We start from the raw sequence: 15,896 nt of genomic DNA, 5'->3' as shown, positions 1-15,896 counted from the left end.
GGCGAATTCCGGTCAGCCGTGCACCAGGATTGGTCCAGACCTTGACAGGTCCAGACCAATCCGCTTGAGTCACCGACACCCCCATGGCGGCGTACACCCCGCCTCCGGCCCGCCCGACAGGAGATGTCGCGTGATCAAACGTCTCATCAGTTTCGCAGCAGCGATAGGTACGCTCTGCGCGATGATCGTCCTTGGCCCGGCCGCCGCCACGGCGTCCGCCGCCGCGTGCGCAACCCCGTGGAACTCCTCGTCCGTCTACACGGGCGGCAACACCGCCTCGTACAACGGGCACAACTGGACCGCCAAGTGGTGGACCCAGAACGAGACGCCGGGTCGCAGCGACGTCTGGGCCGACGCGGGCACCTGCGGTGGTGGCACCGACCCGGGCAACCCCGACCCGTCAGGATTCCTGGTCAGCGAGGCGCAGTTCAACCAGATGTTCCCGAGCCGGAACTCGTTCTACACCTACAAGGGCCTGACCGACGCCCTCAAGGCGTACCCGGCCTTCGCCAACACCGGCAGCGACACCATCAAGCGCCAGGAGGCAGCGGCGTTTCTCGCCAACGTCCACCACGAGACCGGCGGGCTGGTCCACATCGTCGAGCAGAACCAGGCCAACTACCCGCACTACTGCGACGCCGGCCAGCCCTACGGCTGCCCCGCGGGACAGGCCGCGTACTACGGCCGCGGCCCGATCCAGCTCAGCTGGAACTTCAACTACAAGGCGGCGGGCGACGCGCTGGGCATCGACCTCCTGCGCAACCCCTACCTGGTGGAGCGCGACCCGGCCATCGCCTGGAAGACCGGTCTTTGGTACTGGAACACGCAGTCGGGACCGGGCACCATGACGCCGCACAACGCCATGGTCAACAGCCGCGGTTTCGGTGAGACCATCCGCGCCATCAACGGCAGCCTGGAGTGCAACGGCGGCAACCCCGGCCAGGTCCAGAGCCGGGTCGACCGCTACAAGCAGTTCACCCAGATCCTCGGCACCACGCCGGGCTCCAACCTGAGCTGCTGACCTTCCTTCCGCGCGCACGACGGCCGGGCGGCCCTGGTCCCGTATCAGGTCCGCCCGGCTCCGCGCCTCGCGCCGTGCTCCGGTGGCAGCAGCCGACCGGAGCGCCGGATGCCGGGCCTGCCCGGCCGCGAACTCGGTGCCGGATCAGCCACCCGTCACCTCAACATTGCAGGGGCCGCCCGGACCTCACCCGGGAAGCAGCACCACCTTGCCCGTGGTGGCGCGGGACTCCAGCGCGCGATGTGCCCGCGCCGCGTCCGTCAAGGCGTACGTGGTGAGAGCCGGGCGCAGCCGTCCCGCGGCCGCCTCTTCGAGGGCGCGCCGTTCCAGCGCGCGGATGCCGCCCGGCAGCGCGAACAGGGTCGGGCCCGCCACGAACTGCGAGGAGATGCCGCGCCGGGTGAGCTCCTTTGCGGGGAGGGCCGCGAAGCTGCCCGGGTCGGAGGCCCACCCGTAGTACAGATGCCTGCCTCCGGAGGTGAGGCTGCGCATGACGGTGACGCCCGTCCGGCCGCCGACGCCGTCGAACACCACGCTCGCACCATCCGGGCCCACGGCCTGCGCCAGCCGCTCGGCCCAGCCGTCGGCCGTGTAGTCCACCGCCGCGTCCGCGCCCTCGGCGAGAACGCGCTCCCTCTTGCGCCGGCCGCCGACGAGTCCGACCACGACGGCTCCCGCCCGCCGGGCCGCCTGCACCAGCAGGATGCCCATCCCGCCGGCCGCGGCGGTGACCACGACCGTGTCACGGGCGGTGAGCTGCGCCTGGTCCAGGACGCCGACCACCGTACGGCCGGTACCGATCATGGCGACCGCCGCCGCGGCGGTGAGCGAGGCAGGCAGTGCGTGCAGCGACGCCGTGTCCGCCACCGCGAACTCGGCGTATCCACCGGAGCGTTCATGACCGAGGTAGGCCACCACCCTGCGGCCCAGCCAGGAGGGATCGACCTCCGCGCCGATGGACTGGACGGTACCGGCGGCCTCGCGCCCCGGTGTCATCGGCAGCTCCAGCAACGGCAGTCCGAGGTCCGAGCCCGCTCGCAGGACCGTGTCCATCAGATGGACCCCGGCGGCATCGACCTTGATCAATACCTCGCCCGCGCCCGGTTCGGGCCGGTCCACCCGTTCGTGACGCAGCATGTCGGCGGGGCCGTAGGCGTACTGGCGTATCGCGTACATGTGAAGACCGTCCTTTGCGTTCAGCGCCCGGTCGGCGCGATGCGGGCGAGCAGCATGCCGAGGACGTCCTGCGCCGTGTGCATCTCGGCGATCAGCTGCGAGGCGGTGGTCGCGGACTTGGCGTACAACGGGTCGGCGAGTACGCGGCCGACGGCCTCTCCGATGGCTCGCGGTTCCGTCACGACCACGGCCGCCCCGATGTTGGCGGTGCGTTCCGCGTTGACGGGCTTGTCGAGTCCCAGGGGCAGGATCACCATCGGGGTGCCCGAGCCGAGCGCCGCAAGGACCGTTCCCGCGCCGCCGGAGGAGACCACCACATCGACGCCGTCGAGCAGGCGGCTCATGGGGACGAACCCGGCCAAGCGCACGCGCGAGGTGTCCACGCTGAGGCTGTCCGTGCCGGCGGCCGGGTTGACCGCCACGATGGTGTTGACGTCGTGCGCGCCCAGCGAGTCGACGATCGCGGCCAGGGTGTCCGCATCATCGACGATGGTGCCCAGGGTGACCAGGACGCGCGGCAGATGGTCACGGCCGGGGAACTCTGGCCGCGACCAGGAGCCCGTCTCCGTCTCCGATTCGTGGGCCTCCGGGCGCAGGGCGATCCGGTCCGGCGCCGCCGTCCAGTCGTCCTGCTGGAGACACGCGGGCCAGGGGTCGACCGTGGCCACCGGCTCGGTGGGAGTGATGCCGCGCTTGCGCATCCGTTCCGCGGCACAGGCCTGCATCGCCTCGCGTTGAGAGGCTTCGACGGCGATGCCGACGGCGTGGGAGGCCCACGGCACCCCCAGCCCGGCGGCCACCGCGGGCCCCAGGTAGTCCACGTAGTCGGACACGACCAGGTCGGGACGGAACTCCCGCGCCGCCGCGAGGGCCTCGTCGATCCCGAGGTCCACCCGGGCGCCGCCGAAGAATTCTCCGACCGTCGCCGCGCTCGTGTCCGTCGCCGCGTTCGCCCCCGTACGCCGGTGCACCTCCTGCATGATCTCCTCCAGGCTCGCCCCGGCGGGCAGGACCTTCGCCGGCGCGACCACGTCGGCCATGGAGCCGTGGGTGAGCACGGCGGTGTCGTGCCCCTCCTTTCGTGCCGCCCGCTCAAGGGGCAGCAGCGGCAGGAGGTGCCCGTAGGCGGGCGTGCCGGAGAACAGAATGCGCATGATGGTTCGGTCTTCCTGTCGGATCGGGAGATCAGGTGTCGGGGCGCCGCTGAGGCCGTTCCCTGTCGCGGAGACGGGGGGCGCGGACACGCGCCACGGCACGCGACAGCCGGGTCGCCGAGGGGCGGCCGGGGCGGTGCACGGGGCGTGACTCTCGATCATTGTGCGAGGTCGGGACCGTGAAACAGTGCTCATACGGTGCTCACTCGACGCCAACATCATCCGCTTTAGCTCATCGCCCACCTGCCCCGGAGGACCGCTCGACCTCGGTGATCGTGCGGCTTCTATGCTGGTGACGGTGCCGCGCTTCCCGGCGAGGGGTGCGCGATTGCCTTCCCGGGACCGAAGCCAGCACCAAGACCAGCACCAGGACCAGAACCGGGACCAGCAAGGCCTTGATGAACGCGAACGGCATGCCGAGACTCGGTGACCGGCTGAAGAAGACCCGTCGAGACTCTTTCGTCGGTCGCGACGGGGAACTCCGGCGTTTCGGCAGAGCGTTGGACGGCGGCCCCGACGCTCCTCGCGTACTGTTCCTGCACGGCCCGGGAGGCGTGGGCAAATCCGCCCTTCTGCGGCGCTTCGCCGACGAGGCGGAGCTGAGGAACCGCCCCGTCGTCCAGGTCGACGGACGTACCGCTCCGGCCGACGCGCAGGGCTTTGGCCGCGCTGTCCGTCCCGCGTCCCGGGATCCGCGTGCCGTGCTCCTCATCGACACCTTCGAGGACCGCGGGCATCTGGAGACGTGGCTGTTCGACGAGTGCCTGCCGTACCTGCCGGACGGCACGGTCACCGTCGTCGCGGGCCGTCAGCCGCCCGACCCGGTCCGGCGCGCCGACCCCGCGTGGGCCGACCTCCTCGATGTCGTGCAGGTGACCGCCCTCGATCCGGCCGAGAGCCGCCTCTTCCTCCTGCGGCGCGGGATCCCCGAGCCCCTGCACCAGGACATCCTCTCCTTCACCGGCGGACATCCGCTGGCCCTCGCCCTGGCCGCCGCCGCGGCGGTACGACACACCGGTCCGGTGCCCGGCGCCGACTACGCGGTCGCCGGGGCGCCCGGCCAGGATGTCATCGCCGCGCTGCTGCGCCATCTCGTGGGCGATCCCCCCACCCGGGCCCACCGGGCCGCCCTGGAAGTGTGCGCGCACGCCCACATCACCACCGAACAGTTGCTGCGCGCCGTTCTCGGGGAGCAGGGGCGCGAACTGTTCGCCTGGCTCAGGAAGCAGCCCTACATCGAAACCACGACGGCGGGCGTCCACCCGCATGACGTGGTCAGAGAGGCACTCGAAGCAGATCTGCGCTGGCGTGACCCGGACGGTTTCGCCGACCTGCACACCAGGCTCAGGGAGCACCTGCTGGAGCGGGTTCGCACGGCCGTGCCCGCCCGCTTCCTCCATGCGGTGGGGGAACTCCAATTCCTGTACCGCAGAGACGGGTTCATGTCCGATACGCACCGCTGGCACCCGTACGGACTGGTGGAGGACCTGCTCTGTCACCCCGGCCACGAACCCGCGGTCGTGGAGCTGGTCCGGCACCGGGAGGGAACGGACTCGGCGCGCACCGCCGCCCACTGGCTCGCCCGACAGCCCGAGGCGTTCCGTGTTCAGAAGGTGCCGCCCGGCGACGACGTCGCCGGCTGCTCGGCGTGGCTCAAGCTGACGGCGTTCGAGGGCGAGTCGCACGATCCGGTCGCGGCCGTGGCCTGGGAGCACGTCCGTCGGCACGGCCCGCTGCGGACGGGAGAACACATCTCCATGGCGCGCTTCCACGTCGGTCGCGGCACCTACCAGCGGCCTTCACCCGTGATGGACCTGGCGCTGTGGCGCATGTTCGGCGAGATCATCCGGGACGAGAAGCTCGCCTGGACCTTCATCGTCATGCGGGACGACGGATTCTGGGACAAGCACCTGCTCCACTGCGACATGCGGCCCGTGGACACCACGGTGGAGATCGGAGGCCATCGCTACCGCCTCTTCGCCCACGACTGGCGCCCCCTGCCCACGGCCTCCTGGCTGGCGGAAAAGACGGACGGGATGCTCGGCACCGCTCTCTCCGCGACAGCGGGAACGGGAACGGAGTCCGCGGGCAGGCAGGGCGGTGACACTCTCGTGGTGACGCACGCCGAGTTCACCGCCGCGGCCCGCTCCGCGCTGCGCACGCTGCGCTGGCCCGACGAGCTGGCCCTCAACCCCCTGCAGAACAGCCGCCTTGTACGGGTCCACGCCATGCCGCTGGAGGACGTCCTCCGCAACGCCATCCACCATCTCCCGCTGGAGCGGGGAGGCGAGAAAGGCCACCGCGCCGCCCTGGCCGCGTTCGTCGAAGGGGCCTCGACCCAGGAAGCCGCCGCCCGGCGGCTGGGCCTGCCGTTCAGTACCTACCGGCGCCATCTCGCCGGCGCGGTCGAGCGGATCACCGACATCATGTGGCGCCACGAGATCGACGGGACACCTCTGCGGCGACCGGGGGCGCCTTTTACCGGGTGAGTGTCGAGTGCCCGATTCTTGTTGATCCGGTCCCTCGAGAACCACTTGGTCTTCTGGTAGCCGGCCTTCGACGGAACCGCCATGAGACCCCCCGTGTCGTCGGGCACGAGTACCCGGCGTACCCCGGCCACGTAGTGCTCCTCGACCGTGCTAAGCCTTCTCGCCGAGGCTTGTGAGGGCGTCCTGGACCTGCTGGCGGGTCAGTCGGCCGGCGGGCACAGAGGTGCGGGCGGCTTCGGTGCGCAGGCCGTCCAGGAGGTAGGCGACCTGGCGGCGCCAGGCGGTGGGGGCGGTGTCCGCGGTCGCGCGAGCCAGCAGGGCGTTGGCGGCGAACGCGAACACGAGGTCCGCGTTGGTGAAGTCGGGGCGCAGAGCGCCGGCTTCATGGGCCCGTCCGACGATCCGTTGCGCGGCGTCCATGCTCTGGGCGCAGGCCGTCATGAGGCGTTCGGCCCCCGGGTAGCGGCCGCTGACCACGTCGGCGACGGCGGGGTCGGTGGCCTGGAGTTCGCAGAGCTTCTCGACGTAGTGCGCGAAGCCGTCCCAGGGGTCCGCGCAGGCGAGGGCTTGCTGGGCGACCTCGTCCAGGCGGCTCGTGGCATGTTCGGTCACCACCTCGTCGATGAGCGCCTCACGCGTGCCGAAGAGGTTGTAGAGGGTGCCGTGACTCACCCCTGCCCGCCGGGCGATCTCCTTGAGCGGCACCTGCAGTCCGCGCTCCCGGAAGAGCTCGGCGGCGGCTGCGCGCAGCTTTTCCGCGTTCCGTTGCGCGTCGGCTCGCATGCGTTGATTCCCTCCCGGTTCCGGCCCGGCTTTCCCTGTCGCCGGCGCGGCCCAGTCTGCCCGTCGATTTAACTTGACCCCGCGGTCAAGCTACATGTTACCTTCGAAACGAAAGTTGACCACGCTGTCAAGTTCTCGGACAGCCGAGCAAGGAGCGCCCCTCATGTCCAAAGTCATCGCCGTCCTCGGGGCCGGGACCGGCCTCGGTGTCTCCGTCGCCCGCCGCTTCGGCCGCGAGGGTTTCCGTGTCGCCTTGGTGGCGCGCCGCCGCGAACGCCTGGACGCCCTCGTCGAGCAGCTGGCCGCGGACGGTATCGAGGCCGCCGGGTTCACCGCGGACCTGTCCCGGCCCGCCGACGTGCCGGCGCTGATCGCGCGCATCCGCGAGCGCTTCGGTCGTATCGACGTGATCGAGTACGGGCCGGTCAGCACCGAACTGAGCCTCACTCCAGCCGCGCAGACGGACGCCGCCCTTCTGGAGAAGGGCCTGCCCGTGTTCCTGCTGACGCCCGTGGAGGTCGTGCGCGCAGTGCTGCCGGAATGGACGGATCGAGGAGACGGCGCCTTCCTCCTGACCACCGGCGCCACGGCAGTCCATCCCATGCCGGGACTCAGCGGCCTCGCGCCCCTCGGCGCCGCCGCCCGCAACTACCTCTACTCACTGCACGGTGAACTCGCCGACGCGGGCATCTATGCGGGAACCCTCTCGGTCGGCGCCGGCATCGCCCGCAGCGAGCTGTACACCCGCCTCACCCAGACCGAAAGCACACAGAGCGCGGATGCTGCAAAGCCGGCGCCGGAGTTCCCGGTCGCCGACCCCGACGATCTCGCCGAGCAGTACTGGGACATGTACACCAAGCGCGACCGGATCGAGCAGCTTCACCCCCGGCCCTGAAGCCGTGCCGCGAGTCGCCGGCGCACGGAGCCGCGCCGGACACAGCTAGGGCCTCTTGCCGCCGGTCTTTTCAAGTTCACGCAAGATAGCTGCTTCGTCCTGTCCCCGCACGGTCTCTTCCAGACTGTGGCCGTCCCGCTGGGCGAACCGCTCGCCCTTGGCGAAGTCGTCCTCGCCCAGCACCTGGCCGCACCACTCCCCTCGCCCCGCTACATGGTCGTCGAAAGGCACGGCGGCGCCCTCGCCGAGGACGACCCACTGGTCGGCGTCCCAGCGCAGGGCAAGGACATAGGTGTGACCGGTCTCCAGCCGGGGAGCCTCCGGAGCCGTACTCTTGATCCGTTTGCCGTTCCGGTACACCGACCAGCCGGGAGCGGTCATCTCGAACGCGCTCCCCAGCTCATGCCGCGGGGTGTGAGCGGACCACAGCACCTTCTCCTTCGAGAGTGACACCGTCCGCTCGACCGTGTACTGCACCGACCCCTGGTCGAAGTCCTGCCTGTTGGTGTCCCGCTCGGCGGTCGGCACCGCCACCACCACATGATCAGCGCCCGCCTTCCAGTCCGCCGCGGCCTGCGAGGGGTAGGGGTCGTTGACCGCGCCGCAGCCCGCTACGGTGCGGAGCCCTTCCCGGCCGACCAGCACAGCCGCGGTGATGCCGACCGCGGCCAGCATCGCTATGGCAGGTCTGGCGGACAGTGAGGGTGGGACCGTGAACTTCAACTCTGAACTCCCGTTCTCGAACAGTACGGTGTTATTCGGTTTGTATCTGCATTGATCACTTTCCCTGCTGTTTGGTTCCGAGAGGCAGCAGCAAGAAGCGGCCTGCGGAGACGTGGCCGCGCAGGAAAACAGGGCCCGCGCCTGTTGTCGGACCACACGGCGCCCCGGGCGCCCGCTCCCGCAGATGGATGGCGCTCCCCGGATCAGTCGCGCGACTGATCCGGGGAGGTCGACGGTTCCGCCAGGGTCCATGACGCCAGCAGGCTCAGCGCCTGGGCGGACGCCGACTCGGGTTCGGCGGTGTAGAGGAACAGGGTGGTCTCGCTGTCTCCGGGCAGTGCGAGAGTTTCGTATTCAACGGTGAGTTCGCCGACCAAGGGGTGCCGCAGCCGCTTGGAACCGTGCGTGCGCTGGTGCACGCGGTGCTGCTGCCACCAGTGGTCGAAGTCGTCACTCAGTTCCCGCAGCTCGGCGACGAGCGCCTGCGTGGCCTGCCGCTCCGATGCGTGGACCGCGTCCAGGCGCAGGTTCTCCACCGCGGCGCGGGCCTGCACTTCCCAGTCGACGAACAGGTCGCGCGCGTCCTGGTCGAGGAAGAGCCAGCGGGTGTAGTTGCGTTCGGTGGCCGGCATGGCGTCGAAGTCCGCGAACAGGGCTCTGGCCATCCGGTTCGCTCCCAGGACGGCGGACCGGCGTCCCAGGATGAGGGCGGGAACGGCGCTGTCCAGGGAGTCGAGGAGCCGGTGGAGCCCGGGGCGCAGGCGCTGGACGCCGGGCGTACGTGCCGGGGGGCGGGTGGTGGTGATGCCGACTAGATTCCTGAGGTGGGCAAGGCCTGCCTCGTCCAGGCTCAGGGCGTGCCCGATGGCCTCGACGACGGCAGGGGACGGATTGATGGGGCGGCCCTGCTCAAGACGGGCGTAGTAGTCGGCGGAGACCCCCGCCAGGAGGGCGACCTCCTCTCGCCGCAGTCCCGGCACACGCCGCACCCGTCCGTCCGGTGGCAGCCCCGCCTGCTCGGGGTCGCACTGGGCGCGGGAACGCTTGAGGAAATCGGCGAGTTCGCGGTTGACGGAAGCCATAGGAACAAGTCTGTGGCACGAAAAGCGCTGATGGCCGCCCAAACTGGGTCTGTCAGTCCTAGTCAGCAGCGGCCCGGGACTGACAGGGCGGACTGACACAGGGCATGGCCCCGCAGGGCGTGTCCGCGGCGGGTTCACGCCTGAGGCAGCGCCGGAACAGCAGCCCTGTTCCGGCTTCCCGTCCAGCCCTTACGGAAGAGGAACACTCACGCCTGCCACCATCGCTCCCGCCACCTGGTCCGACACCGGCGCGGAAGCGTGGAAACCGTCAGCGCGGGGTGTCCTGGTCGGCGGTACCGTGACCGAGCGGGGTGAACACCTGGATCTCGGGTGCGCCGGTGAGCAGTTCGATCAGCCGGCCCAGGGACTCGGGATTGTGGCTGTCCAGGTCCTGCTGTGAGGCCCACTTCTCGATGAGGACCAGAGTCAGCGGAATCGCCCACGGCCTCGTGGGCCTCGTGGGACAGGCAGCCCGGTTCCTGGCGGGAGCGTTCCACCACCGAAGTGATGAGCTTTCGGGCCTCGTCCGCCCGGTCGGCCCGAAGCCTCGCCGTCCCGACCACGATCACAGATGTCATTGGTTGTGCCCCTTGCTGTACACACCGGTCCGTCCGGCGCACAGTCAGCGAACCATCCGGCCCGCCGGTGGGGAAGTTCCGATCCGGCATGGGCGCCCATGCCCGCCGGGCATAGGTCCGAGCATGTGGCACCGCCGGTCCGCGCACAGGACGCAGGACGGTCCGGCCTCTGTCACGACCCGCCCGAAGGGCCGCGGGAGCCCGATTCCCGTGATGGCGGCGCGGGCTCGGCCGATATGCCCGGGTAGCGCAGCAATTTAGGCTGCATGAGTGACAGACATGGACCTTCGGCACATCAGGTACTTCCTCGCCGTGGCGCATGAGGGCAACTTCACGCGCGCCGCCCGGCAACTGGCCATGACGCAACCGGCCCTGTCCCGCGCCATACGGTCACTGGAGCACATGGTGGGCGCCGAACTCTTCGCCCGCGGGCCGCGCTCCGTCGAACTGACCGATGTCGGACGGGTGCTGATGACCGAGGTCTCCGGACTCGACGAGCGTGTCGCCAGCGCGCTCCGCGAGGCCCAGCGCGCGGCCCGGGACACCAGCCCGCCCCTTCGGTTGTCGGTACGCGGCTGTGACGGAGGACTGGCGGGCCGCCTCGTCGAGGAGTGCGCGGCCCGCCTGCCCGGCCAGAGAGTGGACCTGGTGTTCACCGAACCGCTGGCGCAGTCCGCAGCGGTCCGCTCGGGAGGGTGCGAACTGGCTCTGATCCGGGTGCCATACGGCGCATGGGGGCTGGCGAGCGAGACATTGCTGACAGAACCCCGTGTCGCGCTCCTGCCCACGGATCACCCGCTCGCCCACCGCGCCGAGGTGCACATGGACGAACTGGCCGGGGAGACGGTGGTGATGGGGCCGGTGGCCAGTGAGCAGGAGCGTGCTTATGGGGCCGGCGCTGACCTGCACGAGCGTCCGTGGCGCGAAGGGCCCGCGATACGCGACTCCCTGGAGATTCTGTCGACGGTGGGTTTCGGGCAGGCGATCGCGTTCGTCCCCGGGTCCGTGCTGCCGGCGGACACCCACCCATGGGGCATCAAGGTGGTGCGCGTACGGGACCTCTCGCCCAGCAGCTTGCAGTTGGTCTGGCACGAGTCCAGCACCTCCCGGGCCGTCGCACGGTTCGTCCGGCTCGCGTTGGAGGTGTCGGACGTGGTGATGGCCCGCCACCGCGCGTCGGTTTCGGCAGTCCCGGCAGCGGCAGTCCGCAATGCCGCCCCTGACCGGGCGACTTCCGTCGGTGGGTCCGCGGCGGGCACCGCCCTCGAAACCGGCTGATGGGGACGGGCGTGGAGCAGGCCTGACACGCTGGAAGCGCCCGGGACCGCCCGGCGGTGCCCGGCCGCCCCCGCTCGGTCATCGCCGCGCGGAGTGGGCTGAATGGGAGGGCCGTCGCGTACTTCGGCCTGGACACGTGCGGCCAGCACGGCCAGGCCGACCGCCGCGGGCAGCCAGGTCCCCGGGTAGGCCCAGCCGTCGTCGGTGGCGTGCACCACTGCGAACACGAGCAAGCCGGTACCCGCCAAGGAAGCGGCGAGGGGCGTCATGCGCCATTCTCCGGCGCCGTTCGCCGGCGTCTTCGGCCGGTCGTGCCACCTCTTCGCATCGCAGACCGGGCACGCGACGCACGCGGGTGCCCGACGGTAGGTCTGGGCGCGCCGAGTCGCACGGTGCACGGGCCCGGCACGGGAAATCGGCGAGTTCGCGGTTCGAGGTGGCCGTGAGGCCATGACGCCATGACGCCAATGTGGTTCGCCGCGGTCATCGCCGTCCCGACAAGGACTGTCGGTCCTAGGCGGGCGGACCTATGCAGGTCAGGGTCAGTGATGGCCGCCTTGAGGCGGTCGGGCCAGGGGGACAGTGGATGCAGCGCCGGATCAGTCGATCCGGTCGCCGGTCCCGCAGATGACCGGCTGATCGCCACAAGCCGTACAGGCTCGAGAAGTTGAGGAAGAAGTCATGAGTCGCATCCTGATCGTCATGTCCGCCGCCGCCGTGTGGGAGCGCACCGACGGCTCGCAGTACCCCACGGGCTACTGGGCCGAGGAACTGGCCGCGCCGCACGAGGCGTTCGTGAGCGCCGGCCACACCGTTGACTTCGCCTCCCCCGGAGGCGTGCTGCAGCCGCTGGACGAGCACAGCGCCGACCCGGCGGTCGCCGGTGAGGACTGTGCCCGGCACGTGGCCCACGCCCAGAAGGCGCTCAGCGACTTCGGGCCGCTGCTGAAGCTGGACGAGGTCTCGGCCGCCGACTACGACGCCGTGGTGCTGCCGGGCGGGCACGGCCCCGTGGTCGACCTCTTCCAGGACTCGGACTTGGGCCGGCTGCTGGTCGAGACCGACCGCGCCGGGAAGGTCGTCGGTGCGGTCTGCCACGGTCCGGCCGCGTTGCTCTCCGCGGTGGACGAGCAGGGCAAGTGGATCTTCGCAGGCCGGCGGATGACCGCGTTCACCGATGAGGAGGAGCAGCTGTTCGGCACCGCGGACAACGCTCCGTGGCTGCTGGCGAGCCGTCTGCGCGAGATGGGCGCCCGACACGAGCAGGGTGACGCCTACCAGGCGTTCACCGTTCAGGACGGCAACCTCTTCACCGGCCAGAACCCGGCCTCCAGCACCCCGATGGCCGACGCGATCAACGCCGCGCTGGCAGCGGGCTGATCCCTCGCCCCGGGGACACCGGCCACCGACCCCGGGGCGCCGGCACCCGGCCGCCGCCGCGCATTCTCCAGGCAGCGGCGGCCCGGGCGGCCACTCCTCCTGCGCTCTTCCTCCGACGACTCGCTCGCTTCCCTCCTTCGACGACAGGTGAGAAATCCACCATGACGGACCGCACACCCCGCTCCCACGGCGTTGACGCCCTCCCCCAGGGGCTGCTGATCGACGGAAGATGGCGGCCCGCGGCGGGCGACACCACCTTCCCCGTGGAGAACCCCGCGACGGGCGAACCGCTGGCCCGGGTCGCCGATGCCGGCACCGCGGACGCGCTCGACGCCCTCGGCGCGGCCGTCGGCGCCCAGTCGCAGTGGGCCGCGACATCACCGGGGCAGCGCAGCCGCATTCTGCGCCGTACCCACGACCTGCTGCTGGAACGCCGTGAGGACTTCGCGGGGCTCATCACCCTGGAGATGGGCAAGTCCCTAGACGAGGCCCGGGCGGAAGTCGATTACGCGGCCGGGTACTTGCGCTGGTTCGCCGAGGAAGCCGTACGCGTCGACGGGACATGGAAGGTCAGCGAGGACGCGTCGGCGCGGGTCCTGGTCACGCGCCAGCCCGTCGGACCGTGCCTGCTGATCACACCGTGGAACGCGCCGCTTGCCATGCCGGCCCGTAAGATCGCCCCCGCCGTGGCCGCCGGCTGCACGATGGTCCTCAAACCCGCCCCGCAGACGCCGCTGACCAGCATCGCGCTGGCCGCCCTCCTGGTCGAGGCCGGTCTGCCCGCCGGGGTTCTGAACCTTCTTCCCACCACCGGCGCCGCCGCGGTGTCCGAGGCGCTGATGAGAGATCCGCGGCTGCGCAAGGTGTCCTTCACCGGTTCCACCGCGGTCGGCCGGCTGCTGCTGGCCCAGGCATCCGCCAACGTACTGCGCACCTCGATGGAGCTGGGCGGCAACGCCCCGTTCATCGTGTGCGCCGACGCCGACCTGGACGCGGCGGTGGACGGCGCCATGACCGCCAAGCTGCGCAACATCGGCGAAGCGTGCATCGCGGCGAACCGCTTCCTCGTCCACGCCGACGTCGCGCGGGAGTTCACCGAGCGTCTCGTGGACCGGATGAGCGGCCTGACCCTCGGCAACGGCACGGAACCCGGTATCGACCTCGGCCCGCTGATCGACCGTACCCAGCGCGACCGTGTCGCCCGCCTGGTGGACGAGACCGTCGCCGACGGCGCGCGGCTGCACACCGGCGGCAGCGTCCCCGACCTGCCCGGCTACTTCTATCCGCCGACCGTGCTCACCGACATCCCCGCCGACGCGCGCATCAACCGCGAGGAGATCTTCGGCCCCGTCGCCGCCATCCGGACCTTCGCCGGCGACGACGAGGCCCTCGCGCTGGCCAACGCCACCGAGTTCGGTCTCGTCGCCTACCTCTACACCCGCGACCTCGGCCGGGCGCTGCGGATGAGCGAACGGATCGAGAGCGGCATGGTCGGCCTCAACCGCGGCTACGTCTCCGACCCCGGAGCGCCCTTCGGCGGCATCAAGCACTCAGGTGTCGGCCGCGAGGGCGGCAACTCCGGCATCGAGGAATACCTGGAACAGAAATACATCGCCATCGACACCCCCGCCGACGCCGGCACCCCCGCTCTCCCCCGGGACCGCTCATGAACACCCCCTCGCTGCCGGACCCCTACCTCTTCTCCCTGACCAGCCGGCTCGCGACCGACCCCGGACAACACACCCTGTTCGGCGAGGACGCCACCCTCGACAGCTGGCTCGCCGCCGAACGGGCTCTCGCCCGGGCCCAGGCCGACGTCGGAGTGCTCACCCACGCGGAGGCCGCGGCCATCCGCGACGCGGCACAGCCGCACCACATCGACCGCGAAGAGCTGTGGCGCACCGCCCGCACCGTCGGCTACCCCATCCTGGGTCTGGTCCGGCAGATCAGCCGCCGGCTCCCGCCGGGACCCGACGGCCGGGTGCACTACGGCGCCACCACGCAGGACATCATGGACACCGGTCTCGCCCTGCAGATGGTCCGCTCACTGGCCGCTCTCGAACGACAGATCGCCGAACTCGGCGACGTTCTGGCCGACCGTGTCACCGAGCACGCCTCCACCGTGATGGCGGCCCGCACCCACGGCCAGCAGGCCGTACCCACCACGTTCGGCGCCACCTTGGCCACCCTCCTGGCACAGTTCACGCGTCACCGGCAGCGCCTGGCCGAGGCCGCGCCGCGCGTCGGCGTGATCTCCCTGTCCGGAGCCGGCGGCACCGCGGCGGCGTTCGGCCCGCACGCGGCAGCCGTCAGAAGCGGCATGGCCCGGCTGCTCGGCCTGCGCGACACCGCGACCCCCTGGCACGCGGCCCGCGACGGGGTCGCCGAATTCGGCTGGCTGTGCTCGTTGCTCACCGCGACATGCGCGCGCCTGGCCCGCAACATCGTCGACCTCTCCCGGACCGAGATCGCCGAGGTCTTCGAGCCCTACGGCGACCACCGCGGCGCATCCTCGACCATGCCGCAGAAGGTCAACCCGATCACCTCGGAGAGCATCATCGGACTGAGCGGCACGGCCGGCGCTCTCACCTCCGCGCTGCTCCGAGCGCAGGAGGCGGGGCACGAGCGCGCCGCCGGGGAATGGCACACCGAATGGCGGGTCCTGCCCGAACTCGCCGTCACCGCCGGAACGGCCCTCACCGAGACGACCACCCTCCTGCGCGGACTGCGGGTCGACGCCCGCCGCATGCGCGCCAACCTCGACCTCGACGGCGGCCTCGTCATGGCGGAATCACACATGATCACGCTGGCCGGACCCGTCGGCCGGGAACGCGCGCACGACCTTGTCCACGAAGCGGCGACCCGCACCCGTACCACCGGCACACACCTCACGCGGACACTGCGCGAGGTGCTGACCGAGCACAGCCTCGACACACTCCTGCCCGGCCTTCACGCCGAGCCGGAGAACTACCTCGGACAGGCACACCAGATCACCGAAACCACCACCCGCCTCTGGCACACCCACACCACACCACTCCCCGACCCGCCCGTCCCCCTCGCCCGCCTCGCTTCCGACTGACCGAGTCTTTGACGTGCTCCCCGGCCTGAAGTCCAGGCGTTCCGGGCTGGGTCGTGTGCCCCTTCCGGGAGCTTCCTGCCGGCCAGTCGTGATGACAAACCCGAGCGGGCGGCGCCCACCTTCTTCGGCGAGGTGGATCGCCCGGGATCTTTGGGACACGGGTGAAGGCGCCGGCTGCGTACTGGTGAGCGCGGCAGGTCGTGGAACCGGCGCTGCCCATGCTCCGGTCGATCCGGACCTCCCCCGACGACGTGCTTC

Annotated in this window: 13 protein-coding genes; 7 read left to right on the top strand and 6 right to left on the bottom strand. The window is 70.8% G+C overall.

Annotation, left to right across the window (positions count from 1 at the left end; genetic code table 11):
• Positions 1-181: 181 nt before the first annotated feature.
• Entirely contained in the window at positions 182-1,021 is an 840-nt protein-coding gene (locus IE226_RS37675; protein WP_373307099.1) for a glycoside hydrolase family 19 protein, read from the top strand.
• Between the two features lie 186 nt (positions 1,022-1,207).
• Here IE226_RS37675 and IE226_RS37670 read toward each other — a convergent pair whose 3' ends face one another.
• Together IE226_RS37670 and IE226_RS37665 are read right to left on the bottom strand one after the other, a co-directional pair.
• Entirely contained in the window at positions 1,208-2,197 is a 990-nt protein-coding gene (locus IE226_RS37670; RefSeq protein ID WP_190086015.1) for a zinc-binding dehydrogenase, read from the bottom strand.
• Between the two features lie 20 nt (positions 2,198-2,217).
• Positions 2,218-3,351, bottom strand: coding sequence for a glycosyltransferase (locus tag IE226_RS37665; RefSeq protein WP_190086014.1), 1,134 nt, complete (start codon positions 3,349-3,351; stop codon positions 2,218-2,220).
• A 398-nt stretch (positions 3,352-3,749) separates the two neighbouring features.
• Between IE226_RS37665 and IE226_RS37660 the strand changes: the two genes are divergently transcribed.
• Entirely contained in the window at positions 3,750-5,840 is a 2,091-nt protein-coding gene (locus IE226_RS37660) for an AAA family ATPase (protein WP_190086013.1), read from the top strand.
• A 150-nt stretch (positions 5,841-5,990) separates the two neighbouring features.
• Here IE226_RS37660 and IE226_RS37655 read toward each other — a convergent pair whose 3' ends face one another.
• Positions 5,991-6,623 carry a TetR/AcrR family transcriptional regulator gene (locus IE226_RS37655; RefSeq protein ID WP_190086012.1) on the bottom strand — a complete coding sequence of 211 codons (633 nt, stop codon included), beginning with the start codon at positions 6,621-6,623 and terminating at the stop codon, positions 5,991-5,993.
• Between the two features lie 163 nt (positions 6,624-6,786).
• On the opposite strand from IE226_RS37655, the gene IE226_RS37650 reads away from it, so the two are divergent.
• Complete coding sequence (locus IE226_RS37650) at positions 6,787-7,518, top strand: SDR family NAD(P)-dependent oxidoreductase (protein WP_190086011.1); 732 nt, start codon at positions 6,787-6,789, stop codon at positions 7,516-7,518.
• 45 nt (positions 7,519-7,563) lie between these two features.
• On the opposite strand, the gene IE226_RS37645 is transcribed toward IE226_RS37650, so the two are convergent.
• The 3 genes from IE226_RS37645 to IE226_RS45305 form a co-directional block, all read right to left on the bottom strand.
• Positions 7,564-8,241 carry a hypothetical protein gene (locus IE226_RS37645; protein ID WP_229871790.1) on the bottom strand — a complete coding sequence of 226 codons (678 nt, stop codon included), beginning with the start codon at positions 8,239-8,241 and terminating at the stop codon, positions 7,564-7,566.
• A gap of 203 nt (positions 8,242-8,444) precedes the next feature.
• Positions 8,445-9,323 carry a helix-turn-helix transcriptional regulator gene (locus IE226_RS37640; protein ID WP_190086010.1) on the bottom strand — a complete coding sequence of 293 codons (879 nt, stop codon included), beginning with the start codon at positions 9,321-9,323 and terminating at the stop codon, positions 8,445-8,447.
• A 206-nt stretch (positions 9,324-9,529) separates the two neighbouring features.
• On the bottom strand, positions 9,530-9,901 hold the full coding sequence (locus IE226_RS45305) for a putative quinol monooxygenase (protein ID WP_190086009.1): 372 nt from the start codon (positions 9,899-9,901) through the stop codon (positions 9,530-9,532).
• Positions 9,902-10,180: 279 nt separating this feature from the next.
• Here IE226_RS45305 and IE226_RS37630 point away from each other — a divergent pair, with 279 nt between their 5' ends.
• From IE226_RS37630 to IE226_RS37615, 4 genes are all read left to right on the top strand, one after another.
• Positions 10,181-11,179, top strand: a complete 999-nt coding sequence (locus tag IE226_RS37630; RefSeq protein WP_229871797.1) for a LysR family transcriptional regulator — start codon at positions 10,181-10,183, stop codon at positions 11,177-11,179.
• Between the two features lie 681 nt (positions 11,180-11,860).
• The gene (locus IE226_RS37625; protein WP_190086007.1) at positions 11,861-12,559 is read left to right on the top strand and encodes a type 1 glutamine amidotransferase domain-containing protein; all 699 of its coding nucleotides are present in this window, start codon (positions 11,861-11,863) and stop codon (positions 12,557-12,559) included.
• Between the two features lie 161 nt (positions 12,560-12,720).
• Positions 12,721-14,229, top strand: coding sequence for an NAD-dependent succinate-semialdehyde dehydrogenase (locus tag IE226_RS37620; protein WP_190086006.1), 1,509 nt, complete (start codon positions 12,721-12,723; stop codon positions 14,227-14,229).
• Entirely contained in the window at positions 14,226-15,638 is a 1,413-nt protein-coding gene (locus tag IE226_RS37615; protein ID WP_190086005.1) for a lyase family protein, read from the top strand. The genes IE226_RS37620 and IE226_RS37615 overlap by 4 nt, the downstream gene beginning before the upstream one ends.
• The last annotated feature ends 258 nt before the right edge of the window (positions 15,639-15,896 follow it).

The sequence above is a fragment of the Streptomyces longisporoflavus genome (genome assembly GCF_014649775.1).
In the GTDB taxonomy this organism is placed as follows: domain Bacteria; phylum Actinomycetota; class Actinomycetes; order Streptomycetales; family Streptomycetaceae; genus Streptomyces; species Streptomyces longisporoflavus.
The sequence above is the reverse complement of the archived record's forward strand: the minus strand, read 5'-3'. Positions and strand labels throughout refer to the sequence as shown.